At 60.9% G+C, this 23,072-nt stretch carries 23 protein-coding genes and 1 tRNA gene; 12 read left to right on the forward strand and 12 right to left on the reverse strand.

The window, feature by feature from the left end; translation table 11 throughout:
* The 3 genes from BUE15_RS09635 to BUE15_RS09645 form a co-directional block, all read right to left on the reverse strand.
* Positions 1-280: hypothetical protein (locus BUE15_RS09635; RefSeq protein ID WP_211617622.1), on the reverse strand; the 280-nt coding region annotated here is incomplete at its 3' end.
* Positions 281-288: 8 nt separating this feature from the next.
* Entirely contained in the window at positions 289-732 is a 444-nt protein-coding gene (locus tag BUE15_RS09640) for a hypothetical protein (RefSeq protein ID WP_073283824.1), read from the reverse strand.
* A gap of 146 nt (positions 733-878) precedes the next feature.
* The gene (locus BUE15_RS09645; protein WP_211617624.1) at positions 879-1,520 is read right to left on the reverse strand and encodes a zinc ribbon domain-containing protein; all 642 of its coding nucleotides are present in this window, start codon (positions 1,518-1,520) and stop codon (positions 879-881) included.
* 142 nt (positions 1,521-1,662) lie between these two features.
* Here BUE15_RS09645 and BUE15_RS09650 point away from each other — a divergent pair, with 142 nt between their 5' ends.
* Positions 1,663-2,388, forward strand: coding sequence for a DUF481 domain-containing protein (locus tag BUE15_RS09650; RefSeq protein ID WP_073283839.1), 726 nt, complete (start codon positions 1,663-1,665; stop codon positions 2,386-2,388).
* Positions 2,389-2,394: 6 nt separating this feature from the next.
* On the opposite strand, the gene BUE15_RS09655 is transcribed toward BUE15_RS09650, so the two are convergent.
* Positions 2,395-3,177 (reverse strand): hypothetical protein, encoded by a 783-nt coding sequence (locus BUE15_RS09655; protein ID WP_073283841.1) that lies wholly within the window; start codon positions 3,175-3,177, stop codon positions 2,395-2,397.
* A gap of 200 nt (positions 3,178-3,377) precedes the next feature.
* Between BUE15_RS09655 and BUE15_RS09660 the strand changes: the two genes are divergently transcribed.
* From BUE15_RS09660 to BUE15_RS09675, 4 genes are all read left to right on the forward strand, one after another.
* Positions 3,378-3,929, forward strand: a complete 552-nt coding sequence (locus BUE15_RS09660) for an RNA polymerase sigma factor (RefSeq protein ID WP_073283844.1) — start codon at positions 3,378-3,380, stop codon at positions 3,927-3,929.
* A gap of 30 nt (positions 3,930-3,959) precedes the next feature.
* A complete protein-coding gene (locus tag BUE15_RS09665; protein ID WP_139252202.1) occupies positions 3,960-4,421 on the forward strand; it encodes a hypothetical protein in 462 nt (153 codons plus the stop codon).
* A gap of 21 nt (positions 4,422-4,442) precedes the next feature.
* Positions 4,443-4,937 (forward strand): Spy/CpxP family protein refolding chaperone, encoded by a 495-nt coding sequence (locus BUE15_RS09670; RefSeq protein WP_073283850.1) that lies wholly within the window; start codon positions 4,443-4,445, stop codon positions 4,935-4,937.
* 334 nt (positions 4,938-5,271) lie between these two features.
* A complete protein-coding gene (locus tag BUE15_RS09675) occupies positions 5,272-6,462 on the forward strand; it encodes an aspartate aminotransferase family protein (RefSeq protein ID WP_073283853.1) in 1,191 nt (396 codons plus the stop codon).
* A gap of 92 nt (positions 6,463-6,554) precedes the next feature.
* Here the strand turns inward: BUE15_RS09675 and BUE15_RS09680 are convergent, their stop codons facing one another.
* Positions 6,555-6,977 (reverse strand): tellurite resistance TerB family protein, encoded by a 423-nt coding sequence (locus BUE15_RS09680; protein WP_073283856.1) that lies wholly within the window; start codon positions 6,975-6,977, stop codon positions 6,555-6,557.
* 249 nt (positions 6,978-7,226) lie between these two features.
* On the opposite strand from BUE15_RS09680, the gene pfkA reads away from it, so the two are divergent.
* On the forward strand, positions 7,227-8,198 hold the full coding sequence (gene pfkA, locus BUE15_RS09685) for a 6-phosphofructokinase (protein ID WP_073284163.1): 972 nt from the start codon (positions 7,227-7,229) through the stop codon (positions 8,196-8,198).
* 63 nt (positions 8,199-8,261) lie between these two features.
* On the opposite strand, the gene miaA is transcribed toward pfkA, so the two are convergent.
* Together miaA and BUE15_RS09695 are read right to left on the reverse strand one after the other, a co-directional pair.
* Entirely contained in the window at positions 8,262-9,179 is a 918-nt protein-coding gene (gene miaA, locus BUE15_RS09690; RefSeq protein WP_073283859.1) for a tRNA (adenosine(37)-N6)-dimethylallyltransferase MiaA, read from the reverse strand.
* Entirely contained in the window at positions 9,176-10,315 is a 1,140-nt protein-coding gene (locus BUE15_RS09695) for a glycosyltransferase (protein WP_084548950.1), read from the reverse strand. The genes miaA and BUE15_RS09695 overlap by 4 nt, the downstream gene beginning before the upstream one ends.
* 146 nt (positions 10,316-10,461) lie before the next feature.
* On the opposite strand from BUE15_RS09695, the gene BUE15_RS09700 reads away from it, so the two are divergent.
* The 4 genes from BUE15_RS09700 (at position 10,462) to BUE15_RS09720 (ending at position 17,984) form a co-directional block, all read left to right on the forward strand.
* Positions 10,462-14,538 (forward strand): PAS domain S-box protein, encoded by a 4,077-nt coding sequence (locus BUE15_RS09700; RefSeq protein WP_073283861.1) that lies wholly within the window; start codon positions 10,462-10,464, stop codon positions 14,536-14,538.
* Positions 14,539-14,607: 69 nt separating this feature from the next.
* A complete protein-coding gene (locus BUE15_RS09705; protein ID WP_073283865.1) occupies positions 14,608-14,985 on the forward strand; it encodes a response regulator in 378 nt (125 codons plus the stop codon).
* Between the two features lie 94 nt (positions 14,986-15,079).
* Positions 15,080-15,850, forward strand: coding sequence for an MBL fold metallo-hydrolase (locus BUE15_RS09710; RefSeq protein ID WP_073283867.1), 771 nt, complete (start codon positions 15,080-15,082; stop codon positions 15,848-15,850).
* A 544-nt stretch (positions 15,851-16,394) separates the two neighbouring features.
* Positions 16,395-17,984 carry an NFACT RNA binding domain-containing protein gene (locus BUE15_RS09720; RefSeq protein WP_073283872.1) on the forward strand — a complete coding sequence of 530 codons (1,590 nt, stop codon included), beginning with the start codon at positions 16,395-16,397 and terminating at the stop codon, positions 17,982-17,984.
* Positions 17,985-18,061: 77 nt separating this feature from the next.
* Here the strand turns inward: BUE15_RS09720 and BUE15_RS09725 are convergent.
* Positions 18,062-18,143, reverse strand: a tRNA-Leu gene (locus tag BUE15_RS09725).
* Positions 18,144-18,412: 269 nt separating this feature from the next.
* On the opposite strand from BUE15_RS09725, the gene BUE15_RS09730 reads away from it, so the two are divergent.
* The gene (locus tag BUE15_RS09730) at positions 18,413-18,889 is read left to right on the forward strand and encodes a low affinity iron permease family protein (RefSeq protein WP_073283874.1); all 477 of its coding nucleotides are present in this window, start codon (positions 18,413-18,415) and stop codon (positions 18,887-18,889) included.
* A gap of 78 nt (positions 18,890-18,967) precedes the next feature.
* Here BUE15_RS09730 and BUE15_RS09735 read toward each other — a convergent pair whose 3' ends face one another.
* The gene (locus tag BUE15_RS09735) at positions 18,968-19,648 is read right to left on the reverse strand and encodes a Dps family protein (RefSeq protein ID WP_084548951.1); all 681 of its coding nucleotides are present in this window, start codon (positions 19,646-19,648) and stop codon (positions 18,968-18,970) included.
* Positions 19,649-19,934: 286 nt separating this feature from the next.
* Between BUE15_RS09735 and BUE15_RS09740 the strand changes: the two genes are divergently transcribed.
* Positions 19,935-20,450, forward strand: a complete 516-nt coding sequence (locus BUE15_RS09740) for an MOSC domain-containing protein (protein ID WP_073283876.1) — start codon at positions 19,935-19,937, stop codon at positions 20,448-20,450.
* A gap of 38 nt (positions 20,451-20,488) precedes the next feature.
* On the opposite strand, the gene BUE15_RS09745 is transcribed toward BUE15_RS09740, so the two are convergent.
* The 3 genes from BUE15_RS09745 to BUE15_RS09755 form a co-directional block, all read right to left on the reverse strand.
* The gene (locus tag BUE15_RS09745) at positions 20,489-21,286 is read right to left on the reverse strand and encodes a DUF2490 domain-containing protein (RefSeq protein ID WP_073283879.1); all 798 of its coding nucleotides are present in this window, start codon (positions 21,284-21,286) and stop codon (positions 20,489-20,491) included.
* 39 nt (positions 21,287-21,325) lie between these two features.
* Positions 21,326-22,426, reverse strand: coding sequence for an NHL repeat-containing protein (locus BUE15_RS09750; protein WP_084548967.1), 1,101 nt, complete (start codon positions 22,424-22,426; stop codon positions 21,326-21,328).
* A gap of 204 nt (positions 22,427-22,630) precedes the next feature.
* Complete coding sequence (locus BUE15_RS09755) at positions 22,631-22,954, reverse strand: hypothetical protein (RefSeq protein ID WP_211617626.1); 324 nt, start codon at positions 22,952-22,954, stop codon at positions 22,631-22,633.
* Between the last annotated feature and the right edge of the window lie 118 nt (positions 22,955-23,072).

Below are 23,072 nucleotides of genomic sequence, written 5' to 3' on the forward strand. Positions count from 1 at the left end.
CCTGCGAAACGCCAAAACTGGCCGCCTGGTGTTCTTGCAGGGCATTGCTTTTCAGGTAGGTGAGCAGAAAAAACAGCTTCACATCGCTGCCCGCCAGCACCGCCGTCGGCCGTTCGCGGTGAGCCGGAAACTGCCGCCGCTTCCCCGCCAGCGTATGCCAGCGGTGGTGCCGCTCCCAGGCCGGCGCGAAGGCGGTGAGCAAGTCGTCAAACTCGGCCACGTGCAGGCTGGTCAGGGCCAGAAACTGCCGGGGCCGCTCGCGTAAGGCACGGTAATCCATGCCCAAATCTACGGCTGCTCCTCGCGGATTAACTTAGCCACCTTTTCCGAATTAGGTCTATTGACTACAAACAGAATTTCAATTACGTATTCACCCAACAGGTGCACTACAAACGGAGCAATAAAATATTCATCTATATCTACAAGTTGCTCTAAGCATTTTTGTCGTACGAACCCGTCGTGGTGACGCAAGAAGAGGCAGTTGAGGATTACCTGCTGACTTGAAGACAAGGTAGTTATTGCTTCCTCTGTTGGTAACTCTGAATACACCCGCCCAGGAATAGTTAGCTTCTGCCCCAGCAGAAGCACTTCTTGATTCAGACTTGGATGCAATTCGAAATTCCAATCCAGCAAAAAATCTGCTACTTCTTCCGCGTCCTGCTGCAAGTAGCCAGGAAAAGCAGCAACAACCCTTTGCCTGTTAATTTTTAATATATCTGTAGGCAATTCCATTTCTACCAATCTGTATAATGCAATACAAGAGCAGCTGTAACAAACTGCATTAGCAATTACTATTGCAGTTTGTTACAGCTGAAGCAAAATTTAATGTCACATCTTGATTTTTATTGCCGACTAATAAACGGCTGCACGTTGGGCATCTATTGCTTTCCCCCGCACTCGGCACAGAACCGCTGCTCGGGCTTCACGGTGGCGCCACAGTCGCCGCAGAACTTGTCTTTGGCCTGGGCGGTGGCGTTGGGCGTGCCGCAGCTGGGGCAGAACTTCTGGCCGTTCGCCAGCTTGGCCTGGCAGCTCTGGCACTGCACCAGGCCGCCGGTGTTGAGGAAATCCAGGCCCTTGGTATAGTCCTGCTCGCGCGTTTTGGTGCGGATTTGCTCGCTGGCCGCCTGGCGCTGCTGGGCAGCCAGCTCTTCGTGCTCATCGGGGGCGCAGCTTTCGCAGAGGCTGGCCTGGTGGTTCCAGCACACATCGGGGCACACCCAATGGCCGCAGCGGGTGCACTGTTTAAAGTGGGCCTTGCCTTCCTGCACGGCCTTTTCCAGCGCCGCATCGTGGGCTTTGCCGCCGATGGCGCGCTGCACGTGGTAGGCGGCGCTGCCGGCGCTGGAGAAGCTGCCGCCAAACAGGCTGCCCGCCGCCCGCATCAATTCCCCGGCAATGCCGATGGCGTTGGGGTGAAAGCGCGACATGTGGCCGTTGCGGCATTTGTCGCAGTAGAATTTAAACTGAAATCCTTTGTCGGTCGACAAATCGTCGTGGTTGGCAACGAACTGAATCATGCTGCTCATGGCGGAAAAGAGAGGAGTGGAGGCCTAAAAATAGCGTTTCTCTATTTCTGATTTGCTATCCTGAACCCGACGGCATCGGGCACCAGCGCTTATACTTGCACATATCTTGAGGAACCCGGCTTCCTCCTTCCGCATGCGCTTTCCGTATTTCCTTCTTCTCCTCTACCTGTTGTTTGCCCGCCCTGCCCACGCCCAGCGCCCCGATACCACCATCATCCGTTACGCTGGGCAGCTGACGGGCCAGTACACCTCGGGCGGCGTAAACCGCACCCTGCTCACGACTACCCACAACGTCACGTTTCTGCGGGGCAAGCACTTCGGGGCGCCGGTGAATGGCAGCTTCTCGTACGGCAAGCAGGAAAAGCTGCTCAAGGAGCGGGAGTTTCTGTTCAATGCCACGCCCTACTACTGGAAAGGCCATTTCCGGGCCTACGGCATCGGGGGCTACGAGCGGAGCAACCTGCGCGGCATCACGGGGCGGGTGCAGCTGGGCCTGGGGCCGGGCTGGGCCTTCTACTCCGACTCGCTGGGGCGCGAAGTGTCGTTGAGCAACCTGTTTATCCGGGAGGCCACTTACTTTCAGGACGGCTCGGACCGCACCGTGTCGCGCAGCTCGTTGCGGCTGAAGCTGGTGTATTCGTACGGGGTGTTTTCGCTGAATTCGACCACCTTCTATCTGCCTAACCTGAGTGGCTTCGCCGATTACCGCGTCAACCAGCTCAGCACGCTGGCGTTGCGCTTCACGCCGCGCTTCACCATCACGGCCAACTACACCTACACGTTTGAGAGCCGCGTGCTGGAAGGCAAGCCCAACGACAACACCAACCTGACGGTGGGCGTGGCCTTCAGCACGAAGTAGCGCGGCTTATTTCCACCACTGCGCCCGCTCCTTCTGCCGGGCTGCGGCATCATTTTCCACCCAGGCCTGCCCGTACGACTGCCAGCCGTTGGCCACGTAGTTGTCGGACGGACTGAACTCGCCCGCGCCCTGGTCCAGGTCGCCGGCAGCCGGAATCCGATAGTCGCCCCAGTTGCAGGGCTTTGTGCGGCGGGTTTTGTAGGACTGCCAGGTGCCAACGGCCTGGTTGTTGGAGAAGGCACCGGCGTGCTTGCGCAGGTCGTCATAGTGCATCTTGCCGTGGCGGTCCAGATACCAGTTGGTACGCAGCACGCCCCTGAACACGCCCGCATTCCGTTGGCCGGCCGGCTCCTTCAGCTCATATTCGGCCAGCAGAATTCCCGCCTTCACGGCCGGCACGGGCGCCCCATCCAGGCCGGCGGGCAGCGCCGCCGCTTCCCGCACGTGCAGCAGCCGGAAGGTGCCCTCAAACGGCAGCGGCGTCTCGTTTACCTTCGATTTGCCGGCCACCAGGTAGCGCCCCGGCTGCTGCGGGTCGGGGCAAGCCGTGAGCAGCTTGATGCGCAGGCGCTGATACCCCTGGCCGATAAAGCCCAGCACGTTCTCGTTGGGGGTTTTCAACCAGAGCGGGGAGAAGTCGTATCGGTGGTAGCGGCTGAGCTGCTCGGCAGGCCGCAGGGCATTGTCGGCCAGCACCTGCTTCCGGTATTGCTCACTTTCCGGCGGAACAGTGCTTCCAACAACCAGCGCCGCCACAGCAGCTACCACTTTTACCTTCATAGCGAACATGCGGAGCTTTGGTAAAAACCTCTTTTCCGTCCTGCTGAGCTTGCCGAAGCAGGATAATTTCCAAACGCCTTCTACGATGACAGCTTAAATGTACTGGCCCGCCCGCATTTTTCTTTATGCGCATTAAACCTCCTGCCACCGGCCGCCTCTAACCGGCCACAGCCCGCCGCCTTCCGCCGTTTCTAACCCGTTTTTTCTGCTTGGAAGACCAGGACATCCTCCTCAAATTCGCTGACCCGGTTTCCCGCAACGTGGCCTTCAACCAGCTCGTGCGCAAGTACCAGCAGAAGGTGTACTGGCACGTGCGCAAGATGGTCATCGACCACGACGATGCCGACGACCTCACGCAGGACGTGTTTGTAAAGGTGTGGAAGCACCTCGGCAACTTCCGGCAGGATGCCTCGCTCTACACCTGGATTTACCGCATTGCCACCAACGAGTGCCTGAGCTTTCTGCAAAGCAAGCGGCGCAAGTTCTTTCTGCCCCTCCACGATGTGGCGGCCGAGCTGGCGGCCAAAGTGGAAGCCGACCCCGCCCTGGCCGGCGACGATATTGAGCGGCGCCTGCAACAAGCCATTCTGCGCCTGCCCGACAAGCAGCGGCTGGTGTTCAACCTGCGCTACTACGACGAAATGCCCTACGAGCAGATGGCCGAGGTTACGGGCACGAGTGTGGGCGCGCTAAAGGCCTCCTACCACCACGCGGCCAAAAAAATCGAGCAATACCTCAACAACGACGCCCCGGCCAATTAAACTTTCCGACTTCTGCCCCTTCTAATGGCTATGAAAACCCCGTTTCGTCTGGATGAGCACCCGCGCCGGCCGCAGCCCCTGGCCCCGCCCCCGGCCGGCTACTTCGACCAGCTGCCCATGCGCGTGATGCAGCGCGTACAGGGCGATATTGCTGAAGAGCGGCCTGCTTTTGCGTTTGGGTGGCTGGCCCGGCTGGCGGCCCCGGTGCGCACGGCGCTGGCGACTACCGTGGTGCTGGGCGGCTTCGCGGGGGCGTTTCTGCTGAGCCAGCCCACGCTCCGGCCGGCAACCGGTACCGACTTCACGCTGGCGGCCGTACCGCAAAGCGAGATGGTGCAGTATCTGCTGGCCAGTGAGCAGCGCGTAAGCCTTTCTGACCTGGCCGAGCTACCCGACGCCGGGCAGGCGCTGCCAGATTCCGACCTGTACGCCTCCCCCGACGAGCTGCAGGAAGCGCTGGACGCCCAGCCCACCGAAGAATTCTACCTGTAGCTGTCTTTTCTGCTTTTACCTATGAAATCCCTGCTTCGCAACCTACTGATGCTCTGCCTGCTGGCCAGTGTGCCTGCCGGCGCCCGGGCCCAGGCCGACAACGCCCGTCAGGGCCGCCTGAACCAGCTCGAAACCGCCAAAATTGCCTACATCACCGAAAAGCTGGCCCTTACCCCCGACCAGGCGCAGCGCTTCTGGCCCGTCTACAACGAATTCACGGCCAAGCGCCGCGACGTAAACCGCCGCATGCGCCAGCTCCGCACCGACGACCCCGAGGCTCAGTCGGACCAGCAGATCCGAGAGAGTCTTTCGCAGGCCCTGGCACTGCGCCAGCAGGAAGTGAGTCTGGAGAAAGAGTACTTCGAGAAGTTTCAGAAGGTGCTTACTATCCGGCAGGTCGGCAAGCTGTTCATGGCGGAGCGGCAATTCACCAAGGAAGTGCTCAAGCGCGTAACCGACCGGCGCGGCGGCCGCCCCGGCGTTGGACCTCGCACCAGCGGCAGCCCGGCTAACTGAGGAGTGCCCGTAACGGCAATCTGGCAGTGAAGCCTGGTATGCCCCCGTCCGCCCGCTTTTTCGTGGGCTGCCGGGTCGCCGACAGAACCGTTCGACCACCCAGCGGACCGGCACACGTAGCGCCCGTATAGAGGAAACAGGTACCAGCCCGCCGGGTACACTTCCCGCTACTCAGAAAAAGGCTGCCTCGGCAGCCTTTTTTGTACTCTGTAATCGGGTTCTTGGATTTTCAGAGTTGCCCAATGCCCTTGTCGGCCAGCAACGCGGCGCCCAGGCGCGGGTGCGGCGGCCGGTGAGCCGTACCTTTGGGGCTTCATTCTGTTGCTAGAGTAGTATGCTTACCCCCCGCCAGCTTTTCCTGCGCCACCAGGCCCAAACCTCCGACTTCCCGCTGCTGCTCGAAATTGAGCGGGCCGAAGGTGTATATATGTACGCGCCCGATGGCCGCCGCTACCTCGATTTGATTTCCGGTATCGGCGTGAGCAACGTCGGGCACCGCCACCCGCGCGTGGTGGAAGCCATCAAAAACCAGGTCGATAAGTACCTGCACCTCATGGTATATGGCGAGTTGGTGCAGGCCCCGCCGGCCCAATTGGCGCAGGCCCTGCACGAAACCCTGCCCGCCCACCTCGACAGCGTGTACTTCACCAACTCCGGCGCCGAAGCCGTGGAAGGGGCCCTGAAGCTGGCCAAGCGCCACACCGGCCGCACCGGCTTCGTGAGCTGCCTGAACGCCTACCACGGCTCCACGCAGGGCGCCCTCAGCATCACCGGCTCCGAAGGGTTCAAGAACAGCTACCGCCCTCTGCTCCCCGACGTCCGCCACATCCGCTACAACCATCTGGAAGACCTGGCCCTGATCAACGAGCACACCGCCGCCGTTGTCATCGAAACGGTGCAGGGCGAGGCCGGGGTACGCGTGCCCGAGCCGGGCTACCTGCCCGCCCTGCGCCAGCGCTGCACCGAGGTGGGCGCCCTGCTCATTCTCGACGAAATCCAGTGCGGCTTTGGGCGCACCGGCACCTTCTGGGCCTTCGAGCAGTTCGGCATAGCGCCCGATATCCTACTGTGTGCCAAGGGCATGGGCGGCGGCATGCCCATCGGGGCCTTCATTTCGTCGCAGGAAATCATGGCCGGCTTCAAGACCAACCCCATTCTGGGCCATTGCACCACGTTTGGCGGGCATCCGGTGTCGTGCGCGGCTTCGCTGGCTACGCTCCACACCATTCAGCAGGAAAACCTGCTGGCCGGTGTGGCCGAAAAAGCGGCGCGGTTCCGGCAGCAGCTGGTGCACCCCGCCATCCGGGACGTGCGCGGCTGCGGCCTGCTCATGGCCGTCGAGTTCGACTCGTTCGAGGTGCTCAAGCCCATCATCGACCACGCCCTGGCGCACGAAGGCATCCTCACCGACTGGTTCCTATTCTGCGACAATTCCCTGCGGCTGGCCCCACCCCTCATCATCACCGACGCCGAAATCGACGAAGCCTGCGCCGCTCTGCTGCGAGCCATCGACTCACTTCACTAGCAAGAGGTAGAAACTATAAACCGGCCCCCGCCTGACCTGGAAATAGGTATCGGGCGGGGGCCGGTTTGTGTAATGGAGCCTGTAGCTGCAAGTTACAGCAAGGCCTGGGTTTCGGTCTTGATGTCTTCGCGGTCCATACCATCCTTCACGCCCTGCGAGATTTTCTTGACCAGCAGGCTCACCACATCTTTGCGGAAGCCCAGCTTTTCGGCCATTACGGTGCAGAACGTCATTTCGCTGTCGTCCACGATGCCGTCGGCCAGCATCATATCCACCATATCAAAAATCTGGTCGAACCGCTCCGAATCGTTGTCGGGCACGACCACGCGGTGGTTGCTGCTGCCGGCCACGATAGTGCGGATTTCGTCGGCCCGAATACCGTTCTTCTTCCCTACTGCTACAATAAAGCTCATTTCCCGCTCGTCCAGGTGCCCATCGGCTTTGGCCAGGGCCGCCAGATTCTGGATATGCCCTTTAATTTTGCGGGTCTGCTCGTTTTCAAAAAAGCCAAACATAGGTGGGAGCTGAGTAGGGAGCGGAAGAGAACAGGTAAGTTATTCGGCGCGGGGCCGAATGGGGAAGTTACTCGTCCGGGCACTGGTTTCCAACACGCCTGCTTACGTAAGGGCTAAAAAAACAGCCGGCCCGGCCGGCCAAAATTTCGGGGCCCGGCAGAAATAGGACGGCTTTTCGCCATTGATTTGCCACCTTTGCCTGTTCCGGGCTCCGGGTGAGTACAGGAATGACTTTTGAGAAGTAGTATGATGAAACGCATAGCAGTTTTCACTAGCGGCGGCGACGCGCCCGGCATGAATGCCTGCGTCCGCGCGGTGGTGCGCACGGCCGTTTACCACGGCATTGAAGTATACGGAATCATGCGCGGCTACAGCGGCATGATCAAAGGCGAGTTTGTACGGCTTGATTCGGCTTCGGTGGCCAACACCATTCAGAAGGGCGGCACCATCCTGAAATCGGCCCGTAGTCAGAAATTCCAAACCCGGGAAGGCCGCCAGCAGGCCTTCGACCAACTGGTGAACAACGGCATTGAAGGCCTAGTCGCTATTGGTGGCAACGGCACGTTCACGGGCGCCTCGCTGTTTGAGGAAGAGTTTGGCATTCCGACCGTCGGCGCGCCCGGCACCATCGACAACGACCTGTACGGCACCGACTATACCATCGGCTACGATACGGCCGTGAACACGGCGCTGGAGGCCATCGACAAAATCCGGGATACGGCCGACTCGCACGACCGGTGCTTTTTTGTGGAGGTGATGGGCCGCGACTCCGGCTACATTGCCATGCCCTGCGCCATTGGCGGCGGCGCCGAAATTGTGATGATTCCGGAAACCCAGATGTCGACGGAAGCCGTGGTTGAGTCGCTGAAAAGCAGCTGGCGGCGCTCCAAAACCTCCTTTATTGTGGTAGTGGCTGAGGGCGAGGAAGAAGGCAACGCCCACACCGTGGCCCAGCGCGTGAAAGAAGCCATTCCGCAGCTCGATACCCGCGTGACCATTATCGGGCACATTCAGCGCGGCGGCGCCCCCTCGGCCGCCGACCGGCTGCTGGCTTCCCAGATTGGCATTGCGGCCGTGGAAGGCCTGCTCAACGGCATGCACAACGTCATGGCCGGCATCGTAGACCGCAAGCTGGTCTATACTCCCTTCAGCGACACTATCAACAAGAAAAAGCTTATCAACCAGAGCTTTATGCGCATGGTAGAAATCCTGAGCGTATAGTTTTTCAATGAGTGAGTGAATCTGACAGCCAGCCAGTTGGCGGTTGCAGATTCACTCACTTACTCATTCGCTCATTGAAACCCACCGGTACTCCGCGTCGCGGCGGAGCCAGGTGAGTTGGCGCTTGGCGTAGTGGCGGGTGTTGCGCTTGAGCAGGCGCTCCGCCTCGGGCCAGTCGTAGAGCCCATCGAGGTAGCCGAATATTTCCTGGTAGCCCACCGTTTGCAGCGCGTTGTGGTGGCGGTATGGCAGCAGGGCCTTCACTTCGGCCAGCAAGCCTGCTTCCAGCATCTGGTCTACCCGCTGGTTGATGCGCGTGTAGAGTTCTTCCCGCTCGCGGCTGAGGGCCAGTTTCAGGATACGAAACGGCCGCTCGGCGGCGGTGCGGCCGGTATGGAAGCTGCTGAACGGCTGGCCCGTGGCGCGGCACACCTCCACGGCCCGCAGCACCCGCTGGTGGTTTTGCCGGTCGATGCGGGCATGCGCCACGGGGTCGAGACGGGCCAGCTCAGCGACCAGGTGTTCCAGCCCCAGCTCGGCCAGTTCCTGCTGCAGCTGCACCCGAATGGCGGGGTCGGCGGGAGGCAGTTCATCGAGGCCATCGGTTACGGCCTGCAGGTAGAGGCCCGAGCCACCCGTAAGAATAACCACCTGATGCCGCTGAAAAAGCGTGTCGAGCAGCTGCAGGCAGTCGGCCTCGAAGCGGCCGGCATTGTAGTCCTGCGTGATGCTGTGCGAGTTGATGAAGTGGTGCGGCACGCCCTGCATTTCCTCAGGTGTAGGCTTGGCCGTCCCGATGCTCATCTCCCGGAAAAACTGCCGCGAGTCGGCCGACACAATTTCGGTCTGGAAATGCTGGGCCAGCTGTACGCACAGCGCCGTTTTGCCCACGGCGGTGGGCCCGGCCACTACCAGCAGCGTGGGCCGGCCGGTGCTTAGTGTGGGCCCGAGGGAAGTTATCAGGTCAGAGAGGATGCTCATGCGGAAACAGAATTCGGAGGGCCAACCAACGTGGCGTATAAGGCCAGCAGCCGCTGCTCCTCGCGTTGCCAGCTCAGCTCGGGGCGGGCGCGGCGGCAGTTTTCGGCCAGGTGCTGGTAGCGGGCGGGCTCGTCGCGCAACAGGCGGTTGAGGGCCGTGGCCAGGGTTGTGGGTTGCAGGTCGGGCACCAGCTCGGCTACGGCGTATTGGTCGTTGAGGGCGCGGTACTCCGGAAAATCAACCACCACCTGCGGAATGCCGGCGTGCAGGTAATCGAAGAACTTGTTGGCCAGCGAGTAATAATAGCTCAGACCCGTATTTTCGAGCAGGTTCAGGCCCAGGGACGCGTGGCGCGTCACTTCGCGCAGTTCCTGCGGCAGCACAAACCCCCGGAACTCTACCTGCCCGGATTCCAGCAGACCCAGCCGCGCCGCCTGCCGCCGCAACGGCTCCGACAGGTCGCCTTCGCCGCAGATAACCAGCCGGCCCGCTACCTGCGGCATGGCGTCGAGCAGCTGCTCCAGCCCCCGCCCGGCGTTCAGCGCGCCCTGGTAGAGAATGTAGCCCGTGGGCGGAGCAGCCGCCGGCGCGGGCGGCAATTCCTCCTCTGCCAGCCGGCTGATGTTGCGAATCACGGCGAACGGGCGGCCGTAGCGGGCTTCGAATATCTGCCCCAGCGCCGGCCCTACCGTGTAGGCGAGCTGGGCCCGGGGCACAATAAACTGCTCGACGCGGCGCCACAGGCGCTGCACGGCCGGCCGCGCTACCACTTCCGGCACCTCCGTAAACAGCTCGTGCGCGTCGTACACAAAAGGCTGGCCGCCCAGCCGGGCCCGCAGCCACACAGGCAGCGCCGTGTCCAGGTCGATGGCGCACCAGGCGGCGGCGTGCTGCCCCAGCACATACAGCAGCAGGCGCAGGTTGAACTCCAGATAAAACAGCTTGCCCCGCTGAAACCGGCAGCGCAGCCGATGCTGGGCATAAGGCTGCGGCGTGAGCGGCAGCGAGCGGGCCCACTCCCGCCCCACCAGCAGCACGTCGTAGCCGGCCGCGGCCAACGAGGCGCAGATGCGCTGCATGCGTTGGTCGTAGTTCAGATCGGTGGTGACGGTGAAGAGCAGGCGCGGTGCGGGCATACGGCAGTCCGCGGGCACCTGTTCCGGAAGGGCAGGCACGAAAAGCGCGGGGGTTTGGGATATTTTTGACAAATTTAACGGTTAAACCTAGCCCGGGCGGCAGATACTTTCCACCTGCTCTACCGCGCCGGCCACTGTCTTTTCTGATGTCGCGACCCGCTGCCCCGCCGGCCACTTCCGCCCAGGCCCCGCCGACAGACCTGTATCGTGCCCTCTTTGAGGAAGCCTACGATGCTTTGCTGCTGTATGACGAACAGGGCTTCCTTGTTGACTGCAACCAGACCGCGCAGCGCCTGCTGGGCGCTACCTGTGCCGAGCTGCGCGCCACCGGCCTGATGGCTCTGGCCGCACCGGGCCCGCTGGCCGCCCCGCCGCAGGAGCAATGGCAGAGCGAAGCCCTGCTGCGGGAGGCAGTGCAGCACACAGCCCGAACGGGCGAAGCCGTTTCGCGCTGGTGGTACGGGCGCTACCCCGATCAGCGCCCGCTTACCGTCTGGGCTACGCTGCACCGCCTTGCGCTGCCCGAGGGGGTGGTGCGGGTGCAGCTTATTCTGCGCGATGCCACCCAGAGTGCGCAGGCGCAGGCGCTACAGACCCAGCAGAACATCCTCGACAGCACCCAGGAGCGCCTCGGCGACCTGCTCTCCCGCACCACGCTCAGCTATGTGCGCACCGACCGGGAAGGCGTTATTCAGGACGTCAACGACTTCTTTCTCGAATTCACGGAGTACACCCGGGAGGAAGTAATTGGCCGGCAGTACCACGAGCTGCTTACTCCCGTGGCAGAGCGCGAAACGCGCCGCCAGGCATATCTGGCCAGCATTCGGGAAGAGCGGCTGCACGATTTCTACGAGCTGGCCCTGCTCACCAAGAGCGGGCAGGCCCGCATGGTCTACTGGCACGCCGAATTCACGTATTCGCCCACCGGCCAGGTTACGGGCGTTTTTGTGGTGGGGCGCGACTTTACGGAGCGCCACGTGGCTGCCCGCGCCCTCACCGATAATCGCAACCGCCTCCAGGACTTCCTCGACAATGCCCACGACCTGATTCAGAACCTGAGCATCGACAACCGGCTGCTGTTCGTGAACAAGGCCTGGAAGGAGAAGCTGGGCTACGAAGACGAAGACCTGCCCCACCTGACCCTCTCCGACGTGGTGCACCCCTACTACAAGGCCAAGCTGCTCTACCAGCTGCGCAACCTGTACAAGGGCGAGAAGGTGAACAAGCTGGAAACCGTGTTCCTGACCAAAACCGGCAAGCCCGTTCACCTCATCGGCTCCATTTCCTGCTCCTGGCAGGACGATGAGCCGGTAAGCACCCGCGCCATTCTGCACGACATCACCGACCGGATCAAGGCCGAGCGGCTGCAGAAAGTGTACTACAGCATCGCCAATCTGGCCATCAGCTCCAAGGATCTGCACTCGCTCTACGGGGCTATTCACCGGGAGCTGAGCAAGATCATCGAAACCAACAACTTCTACATTGCCCTCTGCGACGAGGCCCGCACGCAGCTGCAGTTCGCGTATTTCGTGGACCAGAACACGCAGGGCGAAGTGGGCGCCGTGTCGCGGCCGTTTTCGTCGGGCATGTCGGAGTACATTATCCGCACCGGGCGGCCGCAGTACATGCTGCGCCAGGAACTGCAGGAGCTGATCAGCAGCGGCACCATCACGGCTTATGGGCTGATGCCGGAGGTGATGCTCTGCTCGCCGCTGAGCATCGGGGAGCGGATCATCGGCGTAATTGCTGTGCAGGACTACTACAAGGCCGACGCCTACGCGCCCACCGACCTGGAGATTCTGCACTTCATCTCCAACCAGGTGGCGCTGGCCATTGAGCGCAAGCGCAACGAGGTGCAGATTCAGAAGCAGAACGCCCGCCTGAACGCCATCTTCGAGAGCGGCTCGCACCTGATGTGGAGCGTCGATACGCACTCCCGCCTCACCAGCTTCAACCGCAACTATGCGGCCTACTTCCTGCGCCGCAACGGCGTGTACCCTACGCCCAACGTAAACCTGTTCCAGGCCGACCTGGCCATGATGGAGGAAGAGGCCCGGGAGCTGTTCGTGGAAAACTACCGCAAGGCGTTTCAGGGGCACCCGCAGCGCTTTGAAGTGCGCCTGCGCGACTCCCGGGGCCTGGACTCGTGGCGCGAAATCTTCCTCAACCCCATCTACCTCGACGATGGCTCGTTTGAGGAAATTTCGGGCATTGCCCACGACATCACCGAGAAAAAGCGCGGGCAGCTGGAGCTGGCGGCGCAGGAAGAGAAGTTCCGGGCCATCTTCGAGTCGTTTCAGGACGTGTACTACCGCACCGACGGCAGCGGCGTAATTACGCTGGTCAGCCCCTCGGTAGAGGAAATGCTGGGCTACACTCCGGAGGAAGTGACGGGCAAATACATCGGCGACTACTACGTGTATCCCACTGAGCGCGACTCCCTGATCAGGAGCGTGCAGCAGTACGGAGAGGCCCGCAACTTCGAAATTGCCATGCGCCACAGCGAGGGCCATTCCGTGAGCGTGCTCGTGAATGCGCGCTCGGTGGAGGGCGGCTACGGCACGGAAGGCATCGGGCGCGACATTACGGGCCTCAAGCAGATGCAGGACGATTTGCGCCGCGCCAAAGACGCCGCCGAAACGGCGCTGGAGGCCAAAACGCTGTTCCTGGCCAATATGAGCCACGAGCTGCGCACGCCCATGAACGGCATCATCGGTATGATTGACCTGCTGCACCAGACGGTGTCGTCGGAGGAGCAGGAAGAGTACGTGGACACGCTGCGCAAGTCGTCGGACGCACTGCTGGCTATCCTCAACGACATTCTGGATCTGTCGAAGATTCAGGCCGGCAAGCTCCAACTCAACGAGGAGGGCATGGACCTGCACTACACCCTCGACAAGATTCACTCGCTGTTTGCCAACCGCGCCCAGCAGAAAAACCTCACTTTCACCTACCACATTGCGCCCAATACGCCGCGCTTCATCATCACCGATGAAAACCGGTTGCTGCAGGTGCTCAGCAACCTGACCTCCAACGCCATCAAGTTTACGGCGCAGGGTACGGTCAGCATTGTGGTGTCTACCACCCGGCGCGAGGGCGACGCCTACACGCTGCGGGTGGCCGTGCAGGACTCGGGCATCGGCATTTCTGAAGCCAACGCCAAGCTGCTGTTCACCAATTTCACTCAGCTCGACACCACGCCTACCAAGTCGTTTGGCGGCACGGGCCTGGGCCTGGCCATCAGCAAGCAGCTGGCCGAGCTGCTGGGCGGCGAAATCGGGGTATTCTCGAACGAGGGCGACGGCAGCACCTTCTGGTTTACGCTGCGCTGCCGGGCGGCCTACAACGAAGAGGAAATTGTGCAGGAGCGCCTCGCTTCCCGCGAGCGGGCCTCCGACATCAGCCGCTTTGAGGTGGCTCCGCGCGTGCTGCTCGTCGATGACAACCCCATCAACCAGAAAGTGGCCAGCCGCCTACTCGATAAGCTGGGCTGCGACATTGTGATGGCCGACAACGGGTTCGAAGCCATCAGCAAGGCTACGGCGCCCAACGCCAGCTTCGACTTGATTTTCATGGACATTCAGATGCCCGAAATGGATGGCCTCACGGCCATGCACGAAATTCGGCGCCGGATGGGCAAAACCACCCCGCCCATCGTAGCCATGACGGCTTATTCGATGAAGGAAGACGCCGAGCGGTTCGTGAATGAGGGCATGGACGACTACGTGTCGAAGCCGGTGAAAAGCCAGGATCTGCACGCCGTGCTGCGGCGCTGGGTGCTGGCCGGCCCGCTGGAGGCTGCCCGGCCCGCTACCCCGGCTTTGCCGGCGGCGCCGGTAGCTCCTGCCGCTGCCAGCCTTTCAGAAGATTCATTGCCTCAACTGGTTATTGACGCTGAGGTGCTGGAGCAGCTTCGCCAGCTGGGCGGCGGCGAATTTGCGGCCCAGCTCTACGAAGACTTCGAAACTGAAGCCGGCCAGCTACTGGACGAGGCCGAAACTCTGGTGCGAAGCGGGCAGTACGAGCAGATTTTACCACATTTGCACCAGCTAAAGGGCACTGGCTTCACTTTGGGCCTCACTGAAATGGCCGAGTGTGCCCAATTGCTGGAGCATGAACTGAAACAGGGTCTATCCGAAAACGTAGAGAAGAATTTCCAGAATTTGTTGCGTTATTTCGCACAATTCAAATCGATATATCCTGCCGTAACCAGTGATGCCTGAGTGTCCTAGCTCGCTGTAGCTTTAGCTTGCCCATTCGCCCTCCCAACATCTCCTTCTTCTTTCTCTCCCATGAGCGACGCGAAAACAATATTGATTGCCGAAGACAGTTCTGTCATCCTGAACCTGACCAAGAAGATTCTCGAGCTGCAGAAATACCGCATTGTTTCGGCCAAGAATGGCGGCGAAGTCATTAAGCAGGTGGAAAGCCAGCCGATTGACTGCGTACTGATGGACATCAACATTCCGGTGAAGGATGGCATGGAGTGCACCCGCGAAATCCGGGCCCACAAAGACGAGCGGATTTCCCAGATTCCGATTATTGCCATCACCGGTAATGCCAACAACTACTCGATGGAGCAGTTCCGCGAAGCCGGCGTGACGGACTACCTGCCCAAGCCCCTCGACTTTGATGCGCTGGTCCGCGTGGTAAAGCAGTACGTTGGGTAATGTGATGATGCCATAATGTGCTGATGTGCTGCTTGAAGAAACTCAATAGTATACCTTCATCAGCACATCAGCATATCCACCAATCAGCACATTAATGACTGTTACCTTCCTTGGCACGGGCACGTCGCAGGGCGTGCCCGTGATTGGGTGCCACTGCGCGGTCTGCCGCTCGCTCGACTACCGCGACAAACGTCTGCGGGTGTCGGTGCACGTGCAGACGCAGGGCAAAAGCATCATCATCGACTCGGGGCCCGACTTCCGGCAGCAGGTACTGCGCGAGCGGGTTGACCATTTGGATGCGCTGGTCTTTACGCACGAGCACAAAGACCACACGGCCGGCATGGACGACATCCGGGCCTATAATTTCAAGCAGCAGCAGGACATGCCCGTGTACGCCGAGCCGCGGGTGCTGGAGCAGCTGAAGCGCGAGTACGCCTACATTTTTGCCGAGCACAAGTACCCCGGCGTGCCGCAGGTGCAAACGGTACCCATTCTCAGCGACACTGCACCGTTTGACGTGCAGGGCGTCCCGTTCCAGCCGATCCGGGCGCTGCACTACAAGCTGCCGGTGCTGGGCTTCCGCGTCGGCAATTTCAGCTACGTGACGGATGCCAACCACCTTTCCTCGGCCGCGCTGGACCAGATGCGCGGCTCCGATGTGGTAGTGCTCAATGCACTGCGCCACGAAAAACACATTTCGCACTTCTCACTGTCGGAAGCGGTGGCCGTGCTGGAAGAGCTGGCCCCACGGCGCGCCTACCTCACTCACATCAGCCACCTGCTGGGCCGCCACCGCGACGTAGAAGCCACCCTGCCCGACTTTATCCGGCTGGCGTATGACGGGTTGCGGCTGGAGGTGGGGTAGCATTACTCAACATAGGCTGGTTGGCATATGGGTTTTCGGACTATCGTAGCTACAGCTCTGAGCGCGGTTGCTCTACCAGCAATGGCCCAGCAAGCCGGTACGGGCATACATACCAGCCCTGGTATGCCGCTAATGGTGGCTGGAAAGCCGTCTTTCTCCCCTGCTTCCTTGCCACGCTTCTGGACTACATCGGATTCAGTAACCAGTATAACACAAAGACGCCAAGCTGTTGAGTGGCTACAACGACGACTTGTTATACCTAATGACTTTCTGGAGCATACCGACTACGCGCTTGCCCGTGGAACCTTGGCAACTGCGCATTTCGAGTTTCGCTTGATTGTCAGGCCCGATGGAATTGTGAAGAAGCCGAAACTCTTGAAGCAGGAAATTTCTGATGCTACTTTGTACTCGCCCGAATCTCTCCTATTGCTGGTACAGGAAGCCGAGAGAAAATTCGGGCAACTCCGATTCACTCCGGCCGCTACTCAAGATACGATTACGCTACCCGTAACTTTTGGGCTCAGGTAGTTCTGCTTTTCACTCCATGCACACCAACTACTACTTCCTGCGCCTGCTGGCCCCCGCCCTCACGCAGCAGCTACAAGGCTACCGGGTGGCCACGTGCTTTTCGCAGGAGAAAGATGAGCTGGTGATAGGACTGACCAACGGTACGGCGGAGTTCTGGCTGAAAGCACAGCTTTCCGCGGCCTTTCCGGCGCTGGCGCTGCCCGAGACCTTCCACCGCGCCCGCGCCAATTCTGTGGACCTGCTGCCGGGTTTGCTGGGTCAGCAGGTGCAGCAGGTAGCCGCGCTGCCCCAGGACAGGGTGCTGCAATTCCGCTTCCAGAGTGGCGCTACGCTCCTGTTTAAGCTGTACAGCTCGCGCCCGAACGCCATTTTCCGCCCGACTAATGACGACCCGGCCGAGCTATTCCATCAGCGCTATACGCCCGACGCCGATATCCGGCCGGTAGCAGCACCGCAGTCTGATACGCCCACGCTGCCCGACACCGCAACGCCTGAAAGCGCCCTTAATCCACTTAAGCGCTACCCTGCCCTCTCCGACCTGCCTGCCCGCTACCTGCGCGCCCACGGCTACGACCTAGCTACGCCCGATGAACGGGAGCAACAGGTACAGGAGCTTATCAGCCGGCTGGAAAACCCTACGAAACTCTACATCATCACGCTGGAAGGCCGCACCCGCCTGAGCCTGCTGCCGCTGGGCGAGGTGGAGCGTACCTTGCCGCCGGAGCCGATAGCCGCTCTGCGCCTCTTTGTGCCGCTGGCGCTCAGCCGCCGGGCCTACGAATCGGAAATGCGGCAGGTGCGCCAGTTGCTGGAGCGCCGCACAGACGAGGCCACCACCAGCGCCGCCATGGCCCGCACCCGCCTGCACGCGCTGGAGCATACCGCCGGCTACCGCCAAACCGCCGACCTGATTATGGCCCACCTGAGCCAGATTCCGGCTGGCGCCACGCAGGTGGAAGTGGTAGATTTCTACCAGGACAACCAGCCGCGCCTCATCAAGCTCAAGCCCACCGAAACGCCCCAGCGCACAGCCCAGAACCTGTACCGCAAGGCCAAGAACCAGCAGATTGAAACGCGGCAGCTTTCCGAGCGGGCCGAACGGCGCGAAGCTGAGGCATTCTGGTGCCTAGAGCGGCTGGAAGAGCTGGCCGCCTTGCCCGCCGAGCTGAAAACGCTGCGCCAGTGGCGCAAGCAGCACCAGCTGGAACCCGAAACCAAAGCCAAAACCGTGCAGGAGCTGCCGTTCAAAATATTCGAGGACAGCGGCTTCACGATTCTGGTGGGCCGCAATGCCCAGAACAACGACCTGCTCACGCAACGCTACGCCCACAAAGACGATTTGTGGCTGCACGCCAAGGACGTAAGCGGCTCGCACGTGGTGGTGCGGCACCGGGCCGGGCAGCCGGTGCCGGAACCCGTGATAGAGCGGGCGGCACAGCTGGCGGCCTGGTATTCGCGCCGCCAGAACGACTCGCTCTGCCCGGTCACGGTCACGCCCAAGAAGTTTGTACGCAAGCCCAAAGGCGCACTGCCCGGCCAGGTGCTGGTTGAGCGTGAGAAGGTAATACTGGTAGCGCCCGCCAATCCGTTCGAGCGAGTAGGCTAACACCTACCAGCGGCAACAGGCTGTTAAAATAAAAAAGACCCGCTCCAGTCAGACTGAAGCGGGTCTTTTGTTGAGAGTGCGCGCGGGGAGATTCGAACTCCCACACCCGAAGGCACCACCCCCTCAAGATGGCGTGTCTACCAGTTTCACCACGTGCGCAGAGACGGCAAGCACTCCTGTTTCACTAACGAAAGGCGAACCTTTCGGCCTTACTGAGGTGGTAAAGTGAGGGCAAAAGTAGGCACTAGGTTTGGGCGGTGCAAGCCCCACCAGGTATTTTTTGCGGCATTTTGCGGCTTCTTCCGAGGCTGTTCGCTGTTGTGCGCTCAGACTCAGCTACCAATCTCCTCATCTGCCGTTCAGAATACGCCCAATATATTTCAGGCAAAAGAGTTGGCTGTACTGCCTTCACCCCTTCCTGCTGCCTTATGACGCCGTTTCTGCCCACTGATTCTGCCCGCTCTAACCTGTTTGCCCGCTTTGCTGAGCGGGTCACGGCTTGGTCGGGCTCTACGCTGGCGTTTTGCACTGCGCTTGGGACGGTGCTGGCCTGGGCCGTAACGGGCCCGATGTTTCACTATTCCGAAACCTGGCAGCTTGTTATCAATACCGGCACCACTATCGTCACGTTTCTGATGGTTTTTCTGATTCAGCGCGCGCAAAACAAGGATCCTCTGGTACTGCACCTCAAGCTCAACGAACTGATTGCCGCGCATAAGGGCGCCAGCAACCGCCTCATCAATGCGCAGGATTTCTCAGAGGCAGAAATCCATGTACTACACCGCTACTTTGATATTCTGGCGGAAAAAGCCGCGCTGGACCACGACCTGGGCCGCACGCACAGCGTAGAGGAGGCCGAGGAAAACCATGTAAGCAAGCAGGCAGCCCGCCATACACCCCATTAAGCTGACTTAGCTACACAAAAAAGGGCCGTGCTGTACAGCACGGCCCTTTTTTATAGGGGACTAGTCTATGCAGCCATACTACTCTGTACGGGCCAGTGGCGTGTCTACCACGTGTTCCGACACAAACCACACCTGCAGCTCATTAAGGCGCATCACGTCGCTCACGGCCAGGTCGTTGGTGCCGTCGTCGCCGGACTCGTCGGCTTCTTTAGCGAACTTATGGGCGTTCTTCAGAATAATCTGGTGGGCTTCCAGCAGACGGCCAACCTGAATCGGGGCCTCTTCCCGGTCGCGGGGCGGACGCGGGATGCTGGTCAGTTCGGCTACATCGTGCGCCATGGCCACAGCCACGCCACCCAGAATCTGAATCCGCTCGGCAATGGTGTCAACCAGTGCGCTTTGCTCTTCATAGTGCTTGTCGTAGAGCAGATGCAGCTGATAGAAAGTAGGCCCTACAACCTGCCAGTGGTGTTTTTTGTATAGGTCGCGCAGGGTAATGGTATCGGCCAGCAGTTGGTTGAGGTTGTTCACGCTCTGCTGACGGGTTTTCTCATCGAGCCCGATGGGCAGGCGCTGCGAAACGGTGCCGTACTTCTGCAGTGGCGTAGGCGCATTGAACTGCTGGTTGAGGACAGGCTGAACACTGGGTGCAGCAGAGCCAGCCGCAGCAGATGCGGTAGAGGTCCGGGTAGCAGATTTAGCGGGAGTAGCAGCGGCACCGGAGGTAGCAGCGGGTTTCTTGGCAGGAGCTTTAGCCATAGTGAGTGGGAGCAAAAAAAGTCGGTGGAAAGTGGCCGGGACAGGTAGGCCGGCACCCTGCATCCCATACGCCAAAAGGCGGCCTGAGGTTAGCACGTTGCCCATTTCTATTCGCATAGCCGGCGGCCGGAACTACCAAGAATCTGATCCGGCGAAACAGCCTCCACGGGACCACAACGATGCGCCACTGCGGGCCGACTGATTTTGGAAGGCAACTTGGTAGCCCGCAACTATCTGCCGGCCCGGGCAGTAGTAGCATTTCAGATGCCCCCTCTCCCCCTCTTCTATGCCTTTTCCTTTCTTCGGCGACGACAAATCTACTATTGCCCGGCTGCTTGGCACATTGCCGCAGACCGGCCGGGTAGAGTGGATTGGCCTGCGCCCGGCGCGCCGGGAGCCGCTGCTGGCGGTACCGGAAGCAACCGCCGAAACGGACCGCCACCTGGCCGGCGACCATGCCCGGCCGAAACCGGGCGGCAAGCGTCAGATTACCCTCATGCAGCACGAACACCTGACGGCTGTAGCGGGCTTCCTGGGCTTGCCTACGCCCCTGGATCCGGGGCGCCTGCGCCGCAACGTGGCTATCAGCGGCCTGAACCTGCTGGCGCTCAAAGACCGGCAGATACGCATTGGCGAGCAGGTAATTCTGGAAATTACGGGCGAGTGCCACCCCTGCTCCCGCATGGAGGAAGAGCTGGGCCCAGGCGGCTACAATGCCATGCGCGGCCACGGCGGCCTCACCGCCCGCATTGTGCAGGGCGGCGTGTTCCGGCTAGGCGACACGGTAGAAGTGGTAGCCTAGCCGCATAAGCCAGCTGCCCCCCGCCTGCTTGTGGCCGGTTAGTCCTGCTGGGAAGGCAGCTGCTCGGATGCAGTAGCACTTTTGCGCGCCAGCCGGTAGGCCACCGCTATTACTACGTTGCGTTTGGCGGAGGTAATCTGCGGGATGAACTGGCCCTGCCGGAAAGTGGGCAGGTTGTAGTTGGCCTGATGTACCAGCCCCACTTGCAGCGTCAGGTGGGTGTTTACCTGGTAGCCACCGCCCAGGTACAGCCGGTTCCGCTCAAACACCGGCCCCTTGGGATTGAGGAAAATTTCGTCGTAGGCCGAGAGAAATAGCGTACCCGGGCCAATGGTTTTTCGGTTCAGAGGATAAAACGCGTTGATGCGGTAGCGCAGCCGCTGCCGGAAATCGGTGCTGTCGTTGCGAAACCGAAACCAGCGCTGCTCCACGCGGTAGCGGTGCTCCAGCTTCAGACGGCTCGAATACTGCGTAAGAACTACCTGCTGCCACAGGCGCCGCTCCACGTTCAGCGGGCCGGCAGCCCGGTCGCGGTAGTCGGTGGTAGCGTAGCGGCCGCCACCCAGCAGCACCGTAAAATTGCGGTCGATGTCGAAGCTTACCCCTGTCTTCAGCTCGTTGTAGAAATACTGCCGGAAAACGGCATTGGTACGAGCCTGCGCCTCCGCGAAACCGCCCCAGCGGTGCTCCTCGTTGCCGGGCAGCTGCACAGTGCCGATAAGCCAGCTGCCCCAGGGCTGGGTAGGATTGACGGGCGTCTGGGCGCTGGCCGGGCGGGCCCCACTGGCCAGCAGCAAAGCAGCCAGCGCCCGGAAAGGAATACGGTTTGTCTTCATAATAGCACGCTCAGACGAGTTGGCTTGTGGCTGGAGGACTTAGTCGCGCGCTATTTTGCGGATGTAGGAGCCTACCTGCTGGGTCAGGTAGAGCGTGCTCTGCGCATCGATGGTGAGGCCATACGGCAGAATGAACTGAGCACTCAGGCCAGGCCCATTTGCGAAGCCCATGTCACCGGTGCCGGCAATAGTGCTGACCTGGCCATCGGTACTGATTTTGCGGATGCGGTGGTTCTCGCCGTCGGTTACGAAAAGCGTACCGTCTGCGTCCACTGCCACCCAGGCCGGGGCCTTGAACTGGGCGGCCGCGGCGGCTCCGTCGGCGTAGCCGCTGGTGCCGCTGCCCGCCACAGTAGTTACTACTCCGGCCGGGCTGACTTTGCGAATCCGGTGGTTCTGCAGGTCAGCGACGAATAGATTTCCCTGCCCATCCAGCGCCAGTCCGGCTACGTACTGAAACTGAGCGGCCGCCCCAGTCCCATCTGCGTAGCCGGCCACGCCTGAGCCGGCCAGCGTGCTCACCTGGCCGGCCGGGCTGATTTTCCGAATGCGGTAGTTGGCTCCATCGGCCACGTACACAACACCTTGCCGGTCTACTGCAATGCCGTTGGGCAGGTCGAACTGTGCGGTTGCGGCATCACCGTCCGCAAAGCCCCGCACGCCGCTCCCGGCCAGCGTAGAGACAACGCCCGCCGGACTGATCTTGCGGATGCAGTAGTTCGCTCCGTCGGTCACGTATGCAGTGCCCAGCACATCTACGGCTATTCCGGTTGGGTTATTGAACCGCGCTGTGCTGCCGGGGCCATCGACGTAGCCACCGTTTTGCCGTCCTACTGCCCCGCTCCCGGCCAGGGTTGTCACGTTGCCGGCCGCTGTTACTTTCCGAATGCGGTGGTTAAGAAAATCGGCTACGTAGATAGTACCCTGCGCATCGGCGGCCAACCCAACCGGGTTGTTGAAAGCGGCGGAAGCAGCAGGCCCATCGGCCAGGCCTCCGCTGCTGTTCGTGCCGGCCAGCACGCCAACGGTGTACGTGGCCGGCTCGGCAGCAGGCGCTGGAGGTTTTTTTTCGTGGCAGCCGGCCACGCCCAGCAACGCAAGGAAAAGCAGCCAACGTGGCACAGAAGCAGAATGACTCATAGCAGCAGCAGATTCTTGCGGCGAAGTTACGGAGCCGGTCTGCATACTGTAGCGGTTTGCCAAGATTGCCAATAAAGTTCTGCCCGAAGCCTCCTTGCGCTGCCGTCCTAGCCGACGCAGGTTTCTCGGCTTACACAGAAAAGGCCCCAGCCAACTGGCCGGGGCCCTTCTATAAGGCCAATAGCGTAAATAATGGGCGGTCTATCAGCGGGTGGTGCTGCCGCTGGTGGTGCCAGTGGTAGTGGTGCCCGTAGTGGTAGTGCCGGAGGTGGTGGTACCAGTAGTGGTTCCGTCAGTGGTGCCGGAGGTAGTGCCGGTGGTGCTACCCGAAGTGCTCATAGTAGTGCTACCGCTGGTAGTGCCGGAGGTGGTGCTGCCGGAGGTGCTATAGCCGCTGGTGGTGCCGCTGGTAGTGCCGTCTGAGGTAGAGGGAGTATCGGTGCTGGTAGAAGTGCAGGCCGAAAGAGCGGCGGCGCTAAAAACAAAGGCTGAGAGGCCAAGAGCGAACATTCGTTTAGTCGATTTCATGGTTGGTTGGGTTGGTAGGTGAGTGCTGCCGGACTGGCATGCAGCCTTCTACGGTCCCGGAAGCCCAATAGTTTATGTACCATGTTGAAAAACAACACATTACCTCAACAGTAACATC

Source organism: Hymenobacter psychrotolerans DSM 18569, from assembly GCF_900142395.1.
In the GTDB taxonomy this organism is placed as follows: domain Bacteria; phylum Bacteroidota; class Bacteroidia; order Cytophagales; family Hymenobacteraceae; genus Hymenobacter; species Hymenobacter psychrotolerans.

Excerpts from the sequence above, each read along its gene's own strand:
- BUE15_RS09750 (WP_084548967.1), bottom strand. The coding sequence starts at position 22,426 with ATGAGTCATTCTGCTTCTGTGCCACGTTGGCTGCTTTTCCTTGCGTTG.
- BUE15_RS09700 (WP_073283861.1), top strand. The coding sequence starts at position 10,462 with ATGTCGCGACCCGCTGCCCCGCCGGCCACTTCCGCCCAGGCCCCGCCG.
- BUE15_RS09675 (WP_073283853.1), top strand. The coding sequence starts at position 5,272 with ATGCTTACCCCCCGCCAGCTTTTCCTGCGCCACCAGGCCCAAACCTCC.
- BUE15_RS09665 (WP_139252202.1), top strand. The coding sequence starts at position 3,960 with ATGAAAACCCCGTTTCGTCTGGATGAGCACCCGCGCCGGCCGCAGCCC.
- BUE15_RS09705 (WP_073283865.1), top strand. The coding sequence starts at position 14,608 with ATGAGCGACGCGAAAACAATATTGATTGCCGAAGACAGTTCTGTCATC.
- BUE15_RS09710 (WP_073283867.1), top strand. The coding sequence starts at position 15,080 with ATGACTGTTACCTTCCTTGGCACGGGCACGTCGCAGGGCGTGCCCGTG.
- BUE15_RS09735 (WP_084548951.1), bottom strand. The coding sequence starts at position 19,648 with ATGGCTAAAGCTCCTGCCAAGAAACCCGCTGCTACCTCCGGTGCCGCT.
- pfkA (WP_073284163.1), top strand. The coding sequence starts at position 7,227 with ATGAAACGCATAGCAGTTTTCACTAGCGGCGGCGACGCGCCCGGCATG.
- BUE15_RS09695 (WP_084548950.1), bottom strand. The coding sequence starts at position 10,315 with ATGCCCGCACCGCGCCTGCTCTTCACCGTCACCACCGATCTGAACTAC.
- BUE15_RS09730 (WP_073283874.1), top strand. The coding sequence starts at position 18,413 with ATGACGCCGTTTCTGCCCACTGATTCTGCCCGCTCTAACCTGTTTGCC.
- miaA (WP_073283859.1), bottom strand. The coding sequence starts at position 9,179 with ATGAGCATCCTCTCTGACCTGATAACTTCCCTCGGGCCCACACTAAGC.
- BUE15_RS09680 (WP_073283856.1), bottom strand. The coding sequence starts at position 6,977 with ATGTTTGGCTTTTTTGAAAACGAGCAGACCCGCAAAATTAAAGGGCAT.
- BUE15_RS09670 (WP_073283850.1), top strand. The coding sequence starts at position 4,443 with ATGAAATCCCTGCTTCGCAACCTACTGATGCTCTGCCTGCTGGCCAGT.
- BUE15_RS09655 (WP_073283841.1), bottom strand. The coding sequence starts at position 3,177 with ATGTTCGCTATGAAGGTAAAAGTGGTAGCTGCTGTGGCGGCGCTGGTT.
- BUE15_RS09720 (WP_073283872.1), top strand. The coding sequence starts at position 16,395 with ATGCACACCAACTACTACTTCCTGCGCCTGCTGGCCCCCGCCCTCACG.
- BUE15_RS09640 (WP_073283824.1), bottom strand. The coding sequence starts at position 732 with ATGGAATTGCCTACAGATATATTAAAAATTAACAGGCAAAGGGTTGTT.
- BUE15_RS09645 (WP_211617624.1), bottom strand. The coding sequence starts at position 1,520 with ATGATTCAGTTCGTTGCCAACCACGACGATTTGTCGACCGACAAAGGA.
- BUE15_RS09755 (WP_211617626.1), bottom strand. The coding sequence starts at position 22,954 with ATGAAATCGACTAAACGAATGTTCGCTCTTGGCCTCTCAGCCTTTGTT.
- BUE15_RS09650 (WP_073283839.1), top strand. The coding sequence starts at position 1,663 with ATGCGCTTTCCGTATTTCCTTCTTCTCCTCTACCTGTTGTTTGCCCGC.
- BUE15_RS09740 (WP_073283876.1), top strand. The coding sequence starts at position 19,935 with ATGCCTTTTCCTTTCTTCGGCGACGACAAATCTACTATTGCCCGGCTG.
- BUE15_RS09745 (WP_073283879.1), bottom strand. The coding sequence starts at position 21,286 with ATGAAGACAAACCGTATTCCTTTCCGGGCGCTGGCTGCTTTGCTGCTG.